The sequence below is a fragment of the Streptomyces sp. NPDC059861 genome (genome assembly GCF_042731435.1).
Lineage (GTDB): Bacteria > Actinomycetota > Actinomycetes > Streptomycetales > Streptomycetaceae > Streptomyces.
In genome coordinates this window covers 1-17,164 of record NZ_JBHWJQ010000021.1, presented here as the reverse complement: position 1 = coordinate 17,164, position 17,164 = coordinate 1, and the positions used below count along the sequence as shown (strand labels likewise).

The following is a 17,164-nucleotide window of genomic DNA, read 5'->3' as shown; positions in this document are numbered from 1 at the left end:
GACGGCGGCCGGACCCGCACCTCCTTCGGGCGTCGGTGCTGTGCGGTGGGTCGGAACGCTGTCGAAGACCGGGCGGGGCCGCCCGGACCGGCGGGCGTCGAGGGCTCACACCACCTCCGTCGCGGCGTGGCGGGCGTCCAGGACGGCGCAGTACGCCGCCTCGGTCTCGGCCGCGACGCGGTTCCAGCCGTAGCGGCGCAGCACACGACGGCGCCCGGCGGCGCCGCACGTCTCCCGAACCTCGGGCCGGGCCAGCAGTTCGGCGACGGCCCGGGCGAGTGCCTCGGGGTCCTGGGGCGGCACCAGCCGTCCGGTGGCCGGGTCGGCGACGGTGTCCAGCTGGCCGCCCACCGCGCTGGCGACGACGGGGCGGCCGCAGGCCATCGCCTCGAGCGGGACGATGCCGAAGGGCTCGTAGTCGGCCGGGCAGAGCACCACGTCGGAGCCGCGCAGCAGCGCGGGCACCTGGTGGCTGGGCACCCCGCCGGTGAAGTGGACCCGGTCGGCGACCCCGGCCCGACGGGCGAGGGCGCGCAGGCGACAGACCTCCGGGTCCTCGTCGAGCCGGTCCTTCGGGGGACCGCCGACGATGAGGAGTTCGGTGTCCGGCAGCCGGGTCAGCGCGGCGACGGAGACCGCCGCGCCCTTGCGGGGGACGAGCCGGCCCAGCTGAAGCAGCCGGTAGCGCCGGGTCCGGTGCTTCGCGACCGGTCCCCGGGGGGTGAACAGCTCGGTGTCGACCCCGCACGGCACGACGCCGACCTTGTCGGCGCAGATGCCCATCCGGGTCAGCTCCATGACCTCGTCCCGGCAGGTGGCGACCACCCGGTCGCAGCCCAGGCCGACGTCCGTCTCGTGGCCGATCCGCTGTGGCGGGCTGGTGTCCGCGAGCTGCTGGTGCCGCCTCTTCACCGTGCCCAGCGCGTGATAGGTGTGCAGCAGGGGCAGGTCCAGGGAGCGCACCGCGCGCAGCGAGGCGAGTCCTGACATCCAGAAGTGCGAGTGCACGACGTCGGGCGGCCGGGCCCGCCAGAGCCGGGTCAGTTGGTGGGCGAAGTCCCCCATGTGAGGCAGCAGTTCGTCCTTGGGTATGGGCTCCGCCGGCCCCGCCGGGACGTGGTGCACCTCGACGCCGTCGCGCAGGGGCACGATGTCTGGCAGGTCGGGGTCGTCGCGGCGGGTGTGCACCGTCACGTGGTGGCCCCGGTCTGCCAGCGCGCTCGCGAGGCAGGCCACATGGACGTTCTGCCCGCCCGCGTCGACTCCGCCCAGCGCGGCCAGCGGGCTCGCGTGCTCGGAGACCAGGGCGATGGACAGCGAGCCCGGCCCTTCTGCGTCCAAGTCGCTGTGCGGCAGGGATCCGACCGTTGACGTCATGAGCGCACCTCCGTCAGCAGACGCTCCCAGTCGTTCAGGAAGCGCTTGAGCCCGTAGCGTTCGAGGGCCGCCTGACGGGCCCGGGCGCCGTCCTCGACGGCGGCCTCCGGTTCTTCGAGGTAGCGCCGAGCGGCATGTGCCAGCACCTCGGGACGGGTGGACAGCGTGCCCGCGTCCGGCGGGACGGCCTCGACGGTCTCCGTGGTGGCGAGCGCCACGATCGGCATGCCCAGGTGCATCGCCTCCAGGAGCGACAGACCGAGCGACGTCCAGCGCACCGGGTGCAGATACATCCGGCGTTCGGCCATGGCCGCGTGGAGTTCGCTCTGCGGCAGATCGGCGGAGCGACAGCGCTCCTCGGGCAGGCCGAGGTGGTCGGCCAGCCCCTTGGTTCGCATGCCGAAGACGTCCAGGGGTGTGGCGCGGGCCAGTTCGGGCAGCAGGTCGGTCCCGGTGTAGCGGCCGCGCCGCAGCGGTTCGTTCACGACGACGGCCGCGCGGGGAAGGCGGCCGGTGTACTGGTGGCCCGGGTCGACGATGCCGTGCTCGATCACCTCGACGCGGGTGCTGCCGCAGTCCCAGAAAAGGCGGTTGAAGTGGGTGACGTGCACCAGCTTCAGATCGTCGCGGTCGGCGAACGGGTGCCGGGTCGTGGGCACGTCGCCGTCCGGGGCGTTGTGCTCCAGGTAGACGGCGGGCAGGTCACGGCCGGGACGCCGGCCGCCCAGCCAGCGCTCGGCCAGCTCCAGTTCGTGGGGGCGCTGGAGGATCACGAGATCCACCTCCGCGTCCCGCAGCTGGGCGGGCGTCAGTTCCCGCACCGAGGGGGGCCAAGAGAACGTGCGGGCGCGGCCGAGGCCGTCCGCGTCGCGACCCGGAGTGGCAGGAACGAGGTAGGTGTGAGGTCCCTGGACGAACGCCGTGGTCCAGGAGCCGTGCACATGCCATAACAGGATGTTCATTTGGCCGCTCCTCGTTCCGTTCCGGCCCTGCCGCCCGGCCCGCGCGTGCCGGCCGACCTGGGCGACGGGTCCTGGTTCAGTACGGGCCCTGTCCGGTATGTCTTTCTTGTCTGCCTGAAGTCATTCGTTCCGACTGGTTGGTTTGTGCTCAGTGCGGTCACCGCGGCCAGCACTTCCGCGTCACCTATCCCGTCGAGACAGGGATGGCCCGGCGTGGGGCAGTTCCGGGCCCTGGTGCCCGCGCAGGTCGCCTTCTGGTCACCGAGCAGCACATGCGGGACGCCGTACGGCCGCCAGAGCTCGGCGGGGACCACCGGCGCGAACAGCGACACCACCGGCGTGCCGACGGCGGCGGCCAGATGCGCGGGTCCCGTGTTGCCGATCACCGCGACCCGCGCCCCGGCGAGCACACCGGCAAGCCGCTCCAGATCGGTGACCCCGCCCAGGTCGAGGGCATGCGCCCCGGCCACCCGGGCGGTCAGGTCCCGCTCGCCGGGGCCGCCGGTGACGACGACGCGGTACCCGGCGGCGGACAGCGCGGCAGACGCCCGGGCCGCCCGCCCGGCGCTCCACGCCCGCGCGGGCACGGCGGCGCCGGGGTGCAGCACCACGTACGGATCGGGTCCGGTCAGGTGGGTCGTGTCCGGCGGCGGCGCGATACGCAGCGCCCCGTCGTCGCCCGGCGGCAGGGCGAATCCCGCGGCCCGGGCCAGGTCGAGCGCCGCCAGCACCTCGTGCCGGTGCGGCTGCCGGTGGTGGCGCAGGTTCAGCAGGGCCCCCGGGTAGTCCTCGCTGTCGGCGGCCGTCCAGGCGACCCCCGCCAGCTTCAGCAGCAGGGCCGCGGGCAACGGGCTCTGGTGGTACGACACGAGCACCAGCGCCCGGTCGAAGCGCCGGGCCGCCAGCGTGTCCACCAGTTGCCGGGTCGCCTGCCGGGAGGCCGGCGCCGGTTCCAGGCCCACCCACGGCGCGTCGTGCACGAGCACCTCGTCCACGCCTGGCAACAGCCGCCCCGCGCTTGCCCCCTGGGGCCCGCACAGCATCGCCGTGTACGACGATGCGGTGGCCACGGCCCGCACGGCGGGACCGGCCAGCAGAACGTCGCCGGCGCTGTCCAGACGAACGACCAGCGAGCGGGGCAGCGTTCGGGAATCGGCCGTCATGACTCTCCCGGTGTCAAGTCGGGTGCCAGGGCCAAGGCGCGCCGGACCGCCGCGCGGAGGTCGGGAGCGGTGGTCTCGGCCTGTGCGGTCTCCTCGGGGCGGGTCACCGGGGTCGGCACCAGCACGCCGCGGGCACCGGCGGCGCGGGCGGCGGTCACGTCGGCCCCGATGTCGCCGATGACGACCGTGCGGTCGACCGGCGCGCCGAGCCGTGCGCACGCGGCCAGCACCAGGCCCGGCGCGGGCTTGCGGCAGCCGCAGCCGTCGTCCGGGCCGTGCGGGCAGACCGCCCACAGCGCGAACGGGCCGAGCAGGTCGTCCACCCGCCGTCGCACGTCCGCGACCTGGCGGTACGTCAACAAGCCCCGGGCGACGCCCGACTGGTTGCTCACCACGCCGACCGGGATGCCCTGTGCCCGCACCGCGTCGACGGCTTCACGCGCCGTCGGCATCGGCACGACCCGCGCCGGGTCGCCGTTGTAGGGGACGTCGACGACGAGGGTGCCGTCACGGTCGAACAGGACGGCGGCCGGAAAGCCGTCGGGGACGGGCTGCGGGGGGCCGTCGAACAGCCACGGTCCCGGTGCCCGGCGCGGCTCGCGGGGCGTCGTGAGCGGCGTCATGAGGGAACCCGCTCCCGGTCCGGTGCCCGCGGGTGACGCGGCGGCTCACCGGGCCCGGGCCCGGTGACGGGCAGCACCCCACGGTGGACGAGCTGTCCGCGCAGCCAGTGCCACACGGCCGCAGGGGGGATCGCCACGCTGGTCAGCGCCACCGTGGCCACCTCGTCGCGGGTGCGCGGCCCCGGCACGGTCCGGGCCAGCGCGAACTCGGCCGTCCCGGCCAGCCACAGCCCGGCGCACGCGGCGGCCGCCCGGCGCCGACCCAGGGCCGCGCAGGCAAGGCCCGTCACCGCCGCCCCGGTCACCGCCAGATGCCGGGGCAGCCGCCCGCGCGGCGCCCCCGCCCGGCGCCACCACGTCCGGCCGTGCAGCCGGGTCATGAGCACGTCGTCCGCGTTGCCTGCCTGGAGCCGTACCGAGACCCAGCGGCCCGCGGGCCGCACCGGATGCGTCGTACGGCGGCACCCGGCCGTCACCGTCCAGCCGGCCGCGATGATCCGCAGGGCCAGCTCGGCGTCCTCCCGGAAGGCCCGCCGGAAGCGTTCGTCGAAACCGCCGACCGCCTCCAGGGCGGCCCTGCGGTAGGCCATGTCGGCGGTGATCCAGCGGGCGGTGGCCAGTCCGGCGGTGTTGCGTTCCCAGTCGGTGGGGCGGCGGTCCGGCGGCAGGGGGACGTCGATCCGCGCGGTGACCGCGCCCGTCCGGAACGCCGCCCCGGCCAGGTCGAGGGCCAAGTCCTCCCCCCAGGAGGCGCTGGGCACCACGTCGTCGTCGAGGAACACGATCCAAGGCACGCTTCCGGCCGCCCGCCACCCCGCGTTTCGGGCCGCGGCAGGGCCCCGGGCGCCACCCCGGACGACCGTGGTGAGCGCGCGCAACTGCTCGGGAACCTTGCCCGTCAGCTCGGCCACCGCGGGGTCCGGGCGGTCGTCGACGAGGACCAGCCGAACCGGGCGCGGACCGCCGGACCGGGCCAGCGCGCGCAGGCAGGCGGTCAGACTGGGGCGGCCGAGGGTGGGGATCACCACCGCGTAGGCGTCGTCGGCGTACGCGGCGGGGGCCGACGGTGCTGCCTCGCTCATCGGGGCCTCCGGGGGGCGTGCTCGAGGTCGGCGGCGGGGGCCGTAGGGCCGGCGGGGTACGCGGACCGGGTCATGCGGCCGGGGGACGCCGGGGTCGCGTGGCCCGGCGTGGGGCCCTGCAGTCGCCGTGCCGCCCGGACGGTGCGCTCGGTAGCGGGGGCTTGCGGGCGTCCTACGCCATGTGCCGCCCGAGCCGTGTGCTTCCGCATCAGGCCCTCCCCTCCCCGGTGGCGCGGAAGAACTCGCCGCGCCGGATCGCGTACGGGCCGATGGCGAGCAGGTCCACCGGTGAGGAGCCGAAGCACTCCAGGGCGTCGCGCGGATCGTCGACCATCGGCCGGCCGGCCGTGTTGAGGCTGGTGTTGACCACCACCGGCAGTCCGGTGCGCCGTTCGAACGCGTCCAGCATCCGGGCGACCAGCGGTTCCTGGGCCGGATCCACGGTCTGGATGCGGGCCGTGCCGTCGACGTGCACGACGGCCGGGATGCGCTCGCGCCAGGACTCGGCCACGTCATGCACGAACAGCATGTAAGGGCTGGGCAGCGGCCCGTCGAAGATCTCGGCGGCGCGGTCGGCCGGCACCATGGGCGCCACGGGCCGGAACTGCTCACGTCCCTTGACGTCGTTGAGTCGTTCGAGATTTCCCGCGTGCCCGGGATGGGCCAGCAGCGAGCGGTGGCCGAGCGCCCGGGGACCGTACTCGGAGCGTCCCTGGAACCAGGCGACGATCCCGTTGTCAGCGAGGGCCTCTGCCACCGTCTCCGCTATGTCCGCCGGACGTTCGAACGGTACGGCCGCCGTCTTCAGCCACGCGCCCAGCTCCGCGTCGGACCAGTCCCGGCCCAGGTCGGCGCCCGCCATCGGCTCCGGCGCGTCCCCCGCGCCCGCGGCCAGCAGCAGCGCACCGCCCAGCGCCGTGCCCGCGTCACCGGCCGCCGGCTGCACCCACACCCGTGAGAAGGGGCCCTCGCGGGCGATACGGGAGTTGGCGACACAGTTCAGCGCGACGCCCCCGGCGAGGGTGAGCACGCTGTGGTGGGTCCGGCCGTGCAGCCAGCGCACCAGGTCGAGCAGTGTCTCCTCCAGCACCGCCTGCGCGCTCGCCGCCACGTCCGCGTGCTCCTGCGTCCACGGCTCGTCCGCTCCGCGCGGTGGGCACAACTCGTGCCATGGGACGCCCGCGGCGTGGAACCCGCCGTCCCCGGTGGGATACACGTACCGGCGCAGCTCGGCCAGCACTCTCGGGTTGCCGTGCGAGGCCAGGGCCATCACCTTGAACTCGTCCGAGGACCGCAGGAAGCCCAGATGATCGGTCAGTTCCTCGTAGATGAGGCCCAGGGAGTGCGGCAGCTCCTGCGCGTGCAGCGGCTCCAGCCGGTCCCCGACCCGCCGCGCCGCGAGGTGCGAGGCGCGCTCCCCGCGACCGTCCAGCACCAGCACGGACGAGTCTCCGGCGTCGGGTGCGGCGAAGGCGCTGGACGCGGCGTGCGCCATGTGGTGCGGGACGAAACGGACCTTCTCGGCGTCGAGCCCCGGGAGTGCGGCCGCTAGGAAGCCGGGGGCCTCGCGGGCGTACGTCTGCCGGAGGTGGTCCCAGGGGTCGTCCAGGCCCATCGCCTCGGCGGGCCGGGCGAGCCGCGGGTCGTAGGAGTAGGCGACCGCGTCCAGGTCCCGCGGGCGCAGTCCCGCCCGGCGCAGACACCACGCGGCGGCCTTCTCCGGCAGCTCCCAGGCGGAGAACGGCACCGGCCGCTTGCCGTGCTTTCGGCGGGAGAACCGCTCCTCCTCGGCGGCAGCCACGGTGCGGCCGTCGATCACGAGGGCGGCGGCGGGGTCGTGGAAGAGGGCGTTGATTCCGAGGATGCGCATAGGGGTCCCAGGGGGTTCGGGTGCGGTGAGTGGGGGCCTGCGGGCGTGAGCGTGGTGCGCGTCAGGGCCCTTCAGCGCTTCATTTCCGCTTCGGAGCGGGTCGGCGCCGCCGCCTGCCCGCGGGATCTCAGCTCGCGTCGGCCGTCGCGCGAAACCAGTCGATCGTGCGGCGCAGGCCTTCCTCCGCGTCCACCGTGGGCTCCCAGCCGAGCTTGTCGCGGGCCAGCGTGATGTCCGGGCAGCGCACGGCAGGGTCGTCGGTCGGCCGTTCGATGAAGCGGATCTCCGAGGAGGAACCGGCGAGCCGGATGACCAGGCGAGCGAGGTCCAGCATGGTGATCTCGCCCGGATTGCCGATGTTCACCGGCCCGCGCATGCCGTGCCCCGCCGCCGCGAGGATGCCCCGGACGGTGTCCTCGACGTAGCACAGCGAACGCGTCTGGCCGCCGTCGCCGGTGACCGTGAGCGGTTCGCCGCCCAGGGCCTGGCGAACGAAGGTCGGCACGGCCCGCCCGTCGTGACCGCGCATCCGTGGGCCGTAGGTGTTGAACAGCCGCACGATGCACGTGTCCGTGCCCTCCGCGTCGGCGTGCGCCGTGGCGAGCGCCTCGCCGAACCGCTTGGCCTCGTCGTACACACTGCGCGGGCCGACCGGGTTGACGTTCCCCCAGTACCGCTCGTCCTGCGGGTTCTGCTGCGGGTCGCCGTAGACCTCGGACGTCGACGCGAGCAGAAAGCGGGCGCCGTGCGCATGGGCAAGTTCCAGCGCGTGGCGGGTACCGAGGCTGCCGGTCTCCATCGTGTGCAGGGGCAGCCGCAGGTAGTCGGCAGGGGAGGCCGGGGAGGCGAAGTGCAGGACGAGATCGGGGGGCCGCCTGACGGGCAGCTGTTCGGCGACGTTCGCGTTGACCAGAGTGAATCCGGGGCGCTCCAGAAGCGGGGCGATGTTCTCGGGCCGCCCGGTGCTGAAGTCGTCCACGCAGGTGACCGCCGCGCCGGAGTCCAGCAGCGCGGCGCACAGATGCGAGCCGACGAATCCCGCACCGCCGGTGACGACGGCGTGCTCCCAGGTACGTGAGGATGTGGTGGTCATTGAGGTCTCCTCTGCACGTGACGACGGCGGCCTTTCGAAGCCCGGCGCCGGTACGGGACCCTGGTCGTTGCCTTGTCGACGCCGCTTTCTCCGCCTTCTCTTCCGACGCCGGCCGCGGGCGCCGTGGGGGCGCGCCGAGTTACCGAGATCAGCGTCCTCCGCCCGGGCCCGGGAGGCGCGGAGGCGTACGGCATTCGGGTGATGCACGCAGCGTGAGGCCCCGGCGAGTGAGGCAGGAGAGGTGCGGGCGTCGACGTGCGACGCCGGTTTCCTCACCGGCCGGGACCACCCACCCGAGCCGGGGGGTGCCCCGCCCAGAGGGCCCGACGCTGCGATGGTGGTGGCACCGATCCCGTGAAAAGATGACGCTGCCCGTCGGAAAGTAACTGGTCGAGGGGTTTGTCCCCGCCTTGGGGTTTCTTCTGCGCGGGCAAGGCAACCCGGGCCCGGCCCGCGGCAGCGACCGCAGCGACCCATGAAGCCTGCCCCCGACCCCCGCCGCGCCCACCTAGCTGTCCCGGACCCCCGAACTGCTCGTCAGCTCCTTGGACAGGAGTTCCGGATGACCCTCACCACCCAGCCCTTCCGGCCCCCAGGACCGGGGCCGCGCATCGGTCTGCTCGGCTCGTACGGCGGCTTCAACATCGGCGACGAGGCCATCCTCACCTGCGTCCTGGGCTGCCTGCGCGTCCACCGCCCGCAGGCCCGGCTCGTCGTCTTCAGCCGGGACGCCGAGCACACCCGCGCTCACCAGCCCGCCGCCGACGAGGTGGTCGACTGGGAGGGCGTCCCGCAGAAACAGATCCTGGACGTCCTGTCCGACCTGGACCTGCTGGTGCTCGGTGGCGGCGGCCTCCTCTACGACGGTGAGGCACGCCGGTATCTGCGCCTGGTGGGCGCCGCCCAGGCCAGAGGCGTGCGCACCTTCGCGTACGCCGTGGGCGCGGGGCCGTTGCGTGAGGCGGAGGACCGGGAGGCCGTGCGTACTGTGCTGTCCGCCATGGACGAGGTCGTCGTACGTGACGAGGAGTCCCGGCTGGTGCTGGAGGAGGCCGGGCTGGATCGCGACATCACCGTGACCGCCGATCCGGCGCTGCTGCTGCCGCCGGAGCCCTTCACCGAGCAGATGATGCGGCAGGAGGGCATCCCCGCCGACACCCGCCTGGTGGGGATGTCGGTCCGCGAACCGGGCCGGGCCGCGGAGAAGCTCGACGAGAGCGACTACCACGCCCTCCTCGCCGACGTGGCGGACTTCCTGGTACGGCGGCTGGAGGCGCACGTGGTCTTCGTGCCGATGGAACGCCAGGACGTCCACCACGCCCACGGCGTGCTCTCCCGGATGACCGCACCTGATCGCGGGCGCATCCTGCACAGCGTCTACAGCCCCGGCCAGGTCCTCGGCTTCATGAACCACCTCGACCTCGCCGTCGGCATGCGCCTGCACTTCGTGATCTTCGCCGCTCTTTCGGGGCTGCCTGTGCTGCCGCTGCCCTACTCCGGCAAGGTTTTCGACTTCTCCCGCCGTATCGGGGCGCCCGCGCTGGTCGGTGTGGCGCGCGAGCAGGCCGGGCTGCTGCTCGCGGAGGTCGACCGGCTGTGGGACGAGTTCCCGCAACGGCGCGACGATCTCGACGCGCGCGTCCAGGCGCTGCGGGGGGCCGCCCGTCAGACCTGCGTCCGGTGCTCCGTGGTTCTCGACGCGCTGGAGGAGCGGACCGAGCGGTCCGAGGAGATGCCGGACACCGAACGTCCCGGCCTGCACCTGCTGCGGCCCGGTTCCGGATCGGTGACCTGACGCGCCGGGCCCCCACCGCCTTCGGAACACCTCCGACGGGAAGAACCGATGCCGATCCTGCAACGACCTCCAGTGCCACGGACCGTCACCCTGCCCCCGCGCGAGGCCCGTCACGGGGGCCGTACGGAGGTCCTGGTCATCGGCGGCGGACCGGCCGGCACCGCTGCCGCGTACGCCGCGGCCGACGCAGGCGCCGACGTCGTGCTCGTGGAGCGGTACGGCTTCCTGGGCGGCAACGCGACCGTGGCCCTCGTGATGCCGCTGATGTCGTTCCACAACGAGCAGAAGCAGGCCGTCTTCACCGAACCCGGCGAGGAGGGCGACCAGCTGCTGCCGACCGACCACGGCGAGGGCGAGGCGGTGGTCGCGGGCTTCCTGTGGCGGCTGCTGGACAGGCTGAACGAGCGCGGCGGCTGCATCCCGCCCTCCCTCCAGACCGGGTACACCGTGCCGTTCGACCCCGAGATCTACAAACTCGTCCTCCTCGACCTGCTCGACGAGGTTGGCGTCCAGATGCTGTTCCACTCCTTCGCCTCCTCGGCGCTTCCCCTCGGCGACGGCTGGCGGGTCGTCTTCGAGACCAAGTCCGGCCCGGTGGTGATCGACGCCGATGTCGTCGTCGACGGCACGGGCGACGGCGACGTGGCCGCCGCCTGCGGAGCACCGTGGGAGATCGGCCGGCCCGAGGACGGGCTGGTACAGCCGATGACGCTGATGTTCCGCGTCGTGGACTTCCTGCGGCCCCGGTTCGGCGAGTACGTCCGTGAGCACCCCGACCAGTGGCGCGGCGTGCACGGGCTGTGGGACCTCGTGGAGGAGGCCACCAAGGCGGGCGAACTGAGCCTGCCCCGCGAGGACATCCTCTTCTTCGGCACCCCGCACCCTCGCGAGGTCAGCGTCAACAGCACCCGCGTCACCCGGGCACTCGGCATCGACGTGTGGGACCTGAGCCGCGCCGAGTACGTCGCCCGCCGCCAGATGGAACAGATCGACCGCTTCCTTCGCGGGCACGTCCCCGGATTCGAGGAGGCCTACGTCGGGCAGAGCGGCACCCAGATCGGCGTCCGCGAGACCCGGCGCATCCTCGGCGACTACCGGCTCACCGGCCACGACATCCTGGCGGCGCGCCCCTTCCCCGACGTGGTCGCGCACGGCGCCTACCCCGTCGACATCCACAACCCCAGGGGCAGCGGCACGGTCCTCAAACGCGTCCCCCGTGGCCGCTTCTACGACATCCCGCTGCGCTGCCTGCTGCCCCGCGACACGGACCACCTGCTCGTCGCGGGCCGCTGCATCTCCGGCTCCCATGTGGCGCACTCCTCCTATCGCGTCATGCCTATCGCCATGGCCACCGGCCAGGCCGCGGGCGTCTGCGCCGCGCTGTCCACCCGGATCAACCGCAGCCCACGTGAGGTACCGCACGCCTTGGTCCAGCAGGAGCTGATGCGTCAGGGGGCGCGGCTGCACCTGCCGGCCGGGGCGGCGGCGGAGCACGGCTGAGGACCGGGCCCCTCCTGGGCCCCGCTCAGGTCAGGCGGAGTTGACGAGCCTCATGTACCGCGGCCAGTCCCAGTGCGGGCCGGGGTCGGTGTGGTCGGTGCCCGGTATCTCGTAGTGGCCGATGACGTGGGTGCGGTCCCTGGGGATGCCGTGCTTGGCGCAGATCGCCGCGGTGAGGGCGGCCGAGCGTGTGTACATGGCGTCCGTGAAGTAGCCGGGCTGGTCCACCCACCCCTCGTGCTCGATGCCGATGCTGCGCGTGTTGTACCCCCAGTTCCCCGCGTGCCAGGCGATGTCGGACTCGCGGACGCACTGCGCCACGTGTCCGTCGCCGGACCGGACGACGTAGTGCGCGGACACCTTCTTGCGGGGGTGCTGGAAGACCGCCAGGGTCCCGGAGTAGTCGGTCTGCGTGACGTGGATGACCACCAGGTCTATGGGGTGGGTCGCCGGACGGTTCGCCTCGGTGTAGTTGGCGTGGGTCGCCGGCTGCCACTCCGCGAGCGGGTGGTCCGGAGCCGGGGTCTGCGCGTCCGCTCTGGGCCCGGGCAGCAGAGCGTAGGGGGCGACGGCGAGGGCGGCGCCCTTGAGGATCCGTCGCCGGTGGGGGAGCGGTCGTGCCCGTTCCATGGGGAATCGCCTCTCAACTGGAGGAAGTTCGGAGCAAGGGAGGAATCGGGTCGGCCGACCGCGCCTCTCGTCATTCAAGGTACGGCGCGGGACGGTTGCGTGAAGGTGGCGCCGTCGTTCCGTGGACGACCGCGACGTTGTGGACAACTCGCTCACCCGAACGGGGAGCGGGCAGGACCTTGACGAGCTTTTCGGAAGGTGTCAGCCCCCCGATCCGACCCCCGCCGGATCATCCAGCACGCCCCGCACCACCCAGTGCCCGGCCCCCAGCAACGGCCCCTCGGAACCCAGCCGCGACACGGACACCGGACAGGCCGGCCCCGCCGTGCGGCGGGCCAGCTCTGAGCGCAGGGACGGCAGCAGCCAGGGAGCGAGCCCGGCCAGCGCGCCGCCCAGGACCACGCTCTCGGGGTCCAGCAGATTCACCGCCCCGGTCAGCGCGACGCCGAGTGCCTCGCCCGCCTCGCTCAGCGCCCGCCGTACGCTCTCGTCACCTTCCGCAGCCAGCCCGGCGAGCAGTCCGACGCGGTCCCCGCCCGGCCGCAGACCGGCCGCACGCAGCACGGCCTCCTCGCCTGCGTACTGCTCCAGGCACCCCCGTCCGCCGCAGGCGCACGCCGGCCCGTCCGGCCGGACCGGCACGTGCCCCAGCTCGCCCGCGAATCCCCGCGTTCCGCGCAGCAGTCCGCCGTCCACGACCACGCCCGCGCCGATACCGATCTCGGCCGACACATGCACGAAGTCCCGTGGCGTCGCCTCGCCGAGCCAGAGCTCGGCGAGCGCACCGAAGTTGGCCTCGTTGTCCACGGTGAGGGGCAGCTCCGCGGGCAGCAGGGAGCCGAGGTCGGTGTCGTGCCAGCCGAGGTTGGGGGCGCGTACAACGGTCCGGGCGTCGCGCGCCACCAGCCCGGGCACCGCAACCGCGAGCCCCGCGGGCCACAACCCTTCGCGTTCCACCTCGGCGACGACCTGGCGCACCAGCGCGGTGAGTTCCTCGATCACCGGCTCGGGCGGGCGGTCGCGGTTCGTGCCGTGCCGTACGACCCGCGCGCGCACCTCTCCGCGCAGGTCGACCGCGCAGACGGCGAGATGGTCGACGCCGACCTCCGCGCCGATCCCCGCGGGGCCGTGCCCGCTGACCGCGAGGGCGGATCCGGGGCGGCCCCGGCCCACGCGGCCGGGACGTTCGGGCCCGAGTTCCTCCAGCAGGCCGGTACGGATGAGGTCGTCGACCAGGGTGGAGACCGCCGCACGGGTCAGGCCGATGCGCGAGGCCACCGCGGCGCGGGACACGGGGCCCTCCGCGCTGACGGTGTGCATCACCCGGGCGAGATTGCGGCGCCGCATGCCCTGCTGGGTGTCCGGCAGCGCGCGTCCGGGACCGGCGGGGTCGGCCCTGTGCAGCGGTGCGGTCATGCCCCCGTCCTTGTCGATCTGTTCGGCCGGTTCGGCCGGTTCGGTCAGCTAGGTCAATCCTGGTGGCCCAGTGGGCCCAGGCGGCTCCGTGATGTCATCAGTGGTGTCACCGGCTCTCGGGGCTCCGCTCCAGCAGCGGGGCCGCGTCGGAGAGTACCCCGGAGATCCTGGCCAGCGTCTCCTCGTCCCGCTCGACCGCATCCAGCACCGGCCCGTTCGCGGTGTTCCAACGCCGGGCGACCGCGGCCGGATCCTCGCCGGTGAGCACGCCGGCCGCCTGGGCGGCCGCGCCGAGAGCGACCAGCTCGCGGGCCTCGGGTACCTGGACGGGCCGCCCGGAGAGCCGTCGTACCGTCTCCTGCCAGGCCGTCCCCCGGGCGCCGCCGCCGATCAGCAGCAGGGGCGCCGAGGGGTCCGCGTCCGCGTCGAGGACCAGGTCCAGTGCGCCCAGGAGCGCGTGCACGGCGCCGTCGTACGCCGCCTGGAGGAGCTGACCGCCGGTGGTGTCGTGCCGCAGGCCGTGCAGCAGCCCCGAGGCGTTCGGCAGGTCGGGGGTGCGTTCACCGTCCAGGTACGGCAGCAGGGTCACGCTCGTGCCGGGCTTGACGGCCTCGCGGTCCAGGCCGAGCAGGGCCGCGACACGGTCGACGGCGAGCGTGCAGTTCAGGGTGCAGGCCAGCGGCAGCCAGTCCCCGCGCGCGTCGGCGAAGCCCGCCACCGTGCCGGTCGGGTCGGCGGGACGCCGCTGCGACACCGCGTACACCGTGCCGGACGTGCCCAGACTCATCACGGGGCTGCCGGGGCGCAGGCCGAGACCGAGCGCGGCGGCGGCGTTGTCGCCGGTGCCCGGGGCCACCAGGGTGCCCTTGGAGAACGGCAGGTCATGACTGTCCCGCACGGTGCCCGCCACCTCGCCGGGCCGGACCAGGCGCGGCAGCAGTGCCGGATCCAGACCCACGCGCGCGAGGATCTCCTCGTCGTACGCCTCGCTGCCGGACGCCCACCAGCCGGTGCCGGAGGCGTCGCCGCGATCGGTCGTGCCCTGGCCCGTGAGGTGTTCGGTGAGGTAGTCGTGGGGGAGCCGTACCGCCTTCGTCGCGCGCACCGCCTCGGGCTCGTGCTCCGCGAGCCAGGCCCACTTGGTGACGGTGAACGACGCGGCGGGCACGCTGCCCGTGCGGTCCGCCCAGAACTTCGCGCCGCCCAGCTCGTCGACCAGCCGCCGTGCCTGCGGCGCCGAGCGCACGTCGTTCCACAGCAGGGCGGGACGCACCGGTTCGCCCCGGGCGTCCAGCGTGACGAGGCCGTGCTGCTGGCCGCCGATGGACACCGCGGCGGCCTCGTGGGCGGGCTCACCGCACTGGCGTAGCGCCTCGCGCAGCGCCTCCCACCACTGCCGGGGATCGCTCTCCCGGCCGGCGCCGGACGTGACGGTGTGCGGCGCCTGGCCGCTCGCCACGATCTGACCGGTGGACACGTCGACGACCAGCGCCTTGGTGGACTGCGTGGACGTGTCCACGCCGACGACGAGCGGACCCTCGGCTGCTGACATCGGGCTCTCCCTGTTTCTGCGGCGTCATTGCGGCTCGTGCCTGGGGGTTCCTGCTGCTCATGTCTCGGGATGAGACACCTGGGTCTCTCCTGTGTCTCTTCCCACTGAGGCGGTGGTGTCTTCCCAGGGATGCGTTCGCATACTAATTTGTAAACCGCCATGACGAAATAGTCGTGTGCGACAGTCGCAAGCGAGCAAGGGAGCCGCGGCATGAACTACCAGCCCACCCCCGAGGACAGGTTCACCTTCGGCCTGTGGACCGTCGGCTGGCAGGGAAGGGACCCGTTCGGCGACGCCACGCGGCGTGCCCTCGACCCGGTCGAGACGGTGCAGCGCCTGGCCGAGCTCGGGGCCCACGGAGTGACCTTCCACGACGACGACCTGATCCCCTTCGGATCCTCGGACACCGAGCGCGAGTCACACATCAAGCGCTTCCGTCAGGCTCTGGACGCGACCGGCATGACCGTCCCGATGGCCACCACCAACCTCTTCACGCACCCGGTCTTCAAGGACGGCGCGTTCACCGCGAACGACCGCGACGTCCGCCGGTACGCGCTGCGCAAGACCATCCGCAACATCGACCTGGCGGCGGAACTGGGCGCGCGGACCTACGTCGCGTGGGGCGGGCGTGAGGGGGCCGAGTCCGGTGCCGCCAAGGACGTGCGCGCCGCACTCGACCGCATGAAGGAGGCGTTCGACCTCCTCGGCGAGTACGTCACCTCTCAGGGCTACGACCTGCGCTTCGCGATCGAGCCCAAGCCGAACGAGCCCCGCGGCGACATCCTGCTTCCCACCGTCGGCCATGCCCTGGCGTTCATCGAGCGCCTGGAGCGGCCGGAGCTGTACGGCGTCAACCCCGAGGTCGGTCACGAGCAGATGGCCGGGCTGAACTTCCCGCACGGCATCGCGCAGGCCCTGTGGGCGGGCAAGCTCTTCCACATCGACCTCAACGGTCAGTCCGGCATCAAGTACGACCAGGACCTGCGTTTCGGCGCCGGTGACCTTCGGTCCGCCTTCTGGCTGGTCGACCTCCTGGAGACCGCCGGCTACGAGGGTCCGCGCCACTTCGACTTCAAGCCGCCGCGGACCGAGGACCTCGACGGCGTGTGGGCGTCGGCCGCGGGCTGCATGCGCAACTACCTCATCCTGAAGGAGCGTGCCGCCGCCTTCCGCGCCGACCCCGAGGTCCAGGAGGCCCTGCGCGCCTCGCGACTGGACGAACTGGCCCAGCCCACGGCCGCGGACGGCGTGCAGGCGCTGCTCGCCGACCGCACCGCGTTCGAGGAGTTCGACGTCGACGCGGTCGCCGCGCGCGGGATGGCGTTCGAGCGGCTCGACCAGTTGGCGATGGACCACCTGCTGGGCGCGCGCGGCTGAGGCCCTACGAGGCCGTGCGGGGCGTACGCAGGTCCGACCGGCGCACGCGCAGGGTCCGACCGGAGTACGCAGGTCCGACCTCCGCGCGGGATGCCACGGAATCGTGCGCTCCATGCCATGAGCCCGTGTCAACCACCGCGTGGGGGTCGCGGCGCGGGTGCCCGCTTCGGGAATCTGGTCACCATGGCCATTCCGCCCGTACCGCCTCAACCGCCCGGGCCACCGGGTGACGCGCCGCCTCCGGGCGGCGGTTTCGGACCGTCCACCACGGAATTCGGTTCAGTACCCCCGCGACGGCGGCGCGGTCCCGTCCTGCTCGCCGTGGCCGTGCTCGTGGCTGTCGCGGTCGCCGTCGCCGTGCTGGTGCTGATGGACTCCGGGAGTGACGAGTCGCCGGACGGGAAGCCGACCGGCGGCAGCAGCACTTCTGCGGACCCGAGCCTCGGCATCCCCGGCGAGCTGCCCACCGAGCTCCCCACCAGGTTGCCGAGCGGACTGCCGTCACTTCCGACCCAGTTCCCCTCGGAGCTGCCCAGCGACCTGCTGAGCGGGCTGCCCAACGATCTTCCGAGCGATCTTCCGAGCGATCTGGAATCCCTGATCTCGGACCTTCCGGTCGACGAACTGCCCTAGTAGGACTCCGTTAGGTCTGTGTGTCTACCTTGTTCAGGGGCACGGTGAGTGTGTGGACGCACATGAAGTGAACCGTGTTCGGGCGACGTTG

Annotated in this window: 14 protein-coding genes; 4 read left to right on the top strand and 10 right to left on the bottom strand. The window is 73.3% G+C overall.

The genetic code is table 11. The features are described 5' to 3' along the window. Positions 1-105 precede the first annotated feature (105 nt). From ACFV6X_RS19615 to ACFV6X_RS19585, 7 genes are all read right to left on the bottom strand, one after another. A complete protein-coding gene (locus ACFV6X_RS19615) occupies positions 106-1,377 on the bottom strand; it encodes a glycosyltransferase (protein ID WP_385385148.1) in 1,272 nt (423 codons plus the stop codon). Beyond that, positions 1,374-2,339 (bottom strand): glycosyltransferase, encoded by a 966-nt coding sequence (locus tag ACFV6X_RS19610; RefSeq protein ID WP_385385145.1) that lies wholly within the window; start codon positions 2,337-2,339, stop codon positions 1,374-1,376. Before ACFV6X_RS19610 ends, ACFV6X_RS19615 begins: the two co-directional genes overlap by 4 nt. Beyond that, a complete protein-coding gene (locus ACFV6X_RS19605) occupies positions 2,336-3,502 on the bottom strand; it encodes a glycosyltransferase family 9 protein (RefSeq protein WP_385385142.1) in 1,167 nt (388 codons plus the stop codon). Before ACFV6X_RS19605 ends, ACFV6X_RS19610 begins: the two co-directional genes overlap by 4 nt. Continuing rightward, the gene (locus tag ACFV6X_RS19600) at positions 3,499-4,125 is read right to left on the bottom strand and encodes a D-glycero-alpha-D-manno-heptose-1,7-bisphosphate 7-phosphatase (protein WP_385385139.1); all 627 of its coding nucleotides are present in this window, start codon (positions 4,123-4,125) and stop codon (positions 3,499-3,501) included. Before ACFV6X_RS19600 ends, ACFV6X_RS19605 begins: the two co-directional genes overlap by 4 nt. Then, a complete protein-coding gene (locus ACFV6X_RS19595; RefSeq protein ID WP_385385137.1) occupies positions 4,122-5,207 on the bottom strand; it encodes a glycosyltransferase family 2 protein in 1,086 nt (361 codons plus the stop codon). The genes ACFV6X_RS19600 and ACFV6X_RS19595 overlap by 4 nt, the downstream gene beginning before the upstream one ends. Positions 5,208-5,415: 208 nt before the next feature. Continuing rightward, a complete protein-coding gene (locus ACFV6X_RS19590; protein ID WP_385385134.1) occupies positions 5,416-7,077 on the bottom strand; it encodes a carbamoyltransferase in 1,662 nt (553 codons plus the stop codon). A gap of 127 nt (positions 7,078-7,204) precedes the next feature. Further along, positions 7,205-8,170 (bottom strand): NAD-dependent epimerase/dehydratase family protein, encoded by a 966-nt coding sequence (locus tag ACFV6X_RS19585; protein ID WP_385385131.1) that lies wholly within the window; start codon positions 8,168-8,170, stop codon positions 7,205-7,207. Between the two features lie 562 nt (positions 8,171-8,732). Between ACFV6X_RS19585 and ACFV6X_RS19580 the strand changes: the two genes are divergently transcribed. After that, positions 8,733-9,965 (top strand): polysaccharide pyruvyl transferase family protein, encoded by a 1,233-nt coding sequence (locus ACFV6X_RS19580; protein ID WP_385385128.1) that lies wholly within the window; start codon positions 8,733-8,735, stop codon positions 9,963-9,965. A 48-nt stretch (positions 9,966-10,013) separates the two neighbouring features. Beyond that, positions 10,014-11,465 (top strand): FAD-dependent oxidoreductase, encoded by a 1,452-nt coding sequence (locus ACFV6X_RS19575; protein WP_385385126.1) that lies wholly within the window; start codon positions 10,014-10,016, stop codon positions 11,463-11,465. A 30-nt stretch (positions 11,466-11,495) separates the two neighbouring features. On the opposite strand, the gene ACFV6X_RS19570 is transcribed toward ACFV6X_RS19575, so the two are convergent. From ACFV6X_RS19570 to xylB, 3 genes are all read right to left on the bottom strand, one after another. Further along, on the bottom strand, positions 11,496-12,095 hold the full coding sequence (locus ACFV6X_RS19570; protein WP_385385123.1) for an N-acetylmuramoyl-L-alanine amidase: 600 nt from the start codon (positions 12,093-12,095) through the stop codon (positions 11,496-11,498). Between the two features lie 201 nt (positions 12,096-12,296). Then, entirely contained in the window at positions 12,297-13,511 is a 1,215-nt protein-coding gene (locus tag ACFV6X_RS19565) for an ROK family protein (RefSeq protein ID WP_385385120.1), read from the bottom strand. 106 nt (positions 13,512-13,617) lie between these two features. Then, positions 13,618-15,063: a xylulokinase gene (gene xylB / locus ACFV6X_RS19560; protein WP_385385117.1), complete on the bottom strand. Its 1,446-nt coding sequence runs from the start codon at positions 15,061-15,063 to the stop codon at positions 13,618-13,620. A 210-nt stretch (positions 15,064-15,273) separates the two neighbouring features. On the opposite strand from xylB, the gene xylA reads away from it, so the two are divergent. Together xylA and ACFV6X_RS19550 are read left to right on the top strand one after the other, a co-directional pair. Next, complete coding sequence (xylA, locus tag ACFV6X_RS19555; RefSeq protein ID WP_365450829.1) at positions 15,274-16,440, top strand: xylose isomerase; 1,167 nt, start codon at positions 15,274-15,276, stop codon at positions 16,438-16,440. 321 nt (positions 16,441-16,761) lie between these two features. Continuing rightward, complete coding sequence (locus ACFV6X_RS19550) at positions 16,762-17,073, top strand: hypothetical protein (RefSeq protein ID WP_385385114.1); 312 nt, start codon at positions 16,762-16,764, stop codon at positions 17,071-17,073. Positions 17,074-17,164: the final 91 nt, after the last annotated feature.

Coding starts and splice junctions, on each gene's coding strand:
- ACFV6X_RS19615 (WP_385385148.1), bottom strand. CDS start 1,377: ATGACGTCAACGGTCGGATCCCTGCCGCACAGCGACTTGGACGCAGAA.
- ACFV6X_RS19610 (WP_385385145.1), bottom strand. CDS start 2,339: ATGAACATCCTGTTATGGCATGTGCACGGCTCCTGGACCACGGCGTTC.
- ACFV6X_RS19605 (WP_385385142.1), bottom strand. CDS start 3,502: ATGACGGCCGATTCCCGAACGCTGCCCCGCTCGCTGGTCGTTCGTCTG.
- ACFV6X_RS19600 (WP_385385139.1), bottom strand. CDS start 4,125: ATGACGCCGCTCACGACGCCCCGCGAGCCGCGCCGGGCACCGGGACCG.
- ACFV6X_RS19595 (WP_385385137.1), bottom strand. CDS start 5,207: ATGAGCGAGGCAGCACCGTCGGCCCCCGCCGCGTACGCCGACGACGCC.
- ACFV6X_RS19590 (WP_385385134.1), bottom strand. CDS start 7,077: ATGCGCATCCTCGGAATCAACGCCCTCTTCCACGACCCCGCCGCCGCC.
- ACFV6X_RS19585 (WP_385385131.1), bottom strand. CDS start 8,170: ATGACCACCACATCCTCACGTACCTGGGAGCACGCCGTCGTCACCGGC.
- ACFV6X_RS19580 (WP_385385128.1), top strand. CDS start 8,733: ATGACCCTCACCACCCAGCCCTTCCGGCCCCCAGGACCGGGGCCGCGC.
- ACFV6X_RS19575 (WP_385385126.1), top strand. CDS start 10,014: ATGCCGATCCTGCAACGACCTCCAGTGCCACGGACCGTCACCCTGCCC.
- ACFV6X_RS19570 (WP_385385123.1), bottom strand. CDS start 12,095: ATGGAACGGGCACGACCGCTCCCCCACCGGCGACGGATCCTCAAGGGC.
- ACFV6X_RS19565 (WP_385385120.1), bottom strand. CDS start 13,511: ATGACCGCACCGCTGCACAGGGCCGACCCCGCCGGTCCCGGACGCGCG.
- xylB (WP_385385117.1), bottom strand. CDS start 15,063: ATGTCAGCAGCCGAGGGTCCGCTCGTCGTCGGCGTGGACACGTCCACG.
- xylA (WP_365450829.1), top strand. CDS start 15,274: ATGAACTACCAGCCCACCCCCGAGGACAGGTTCACCTTCGGCCTGTGG.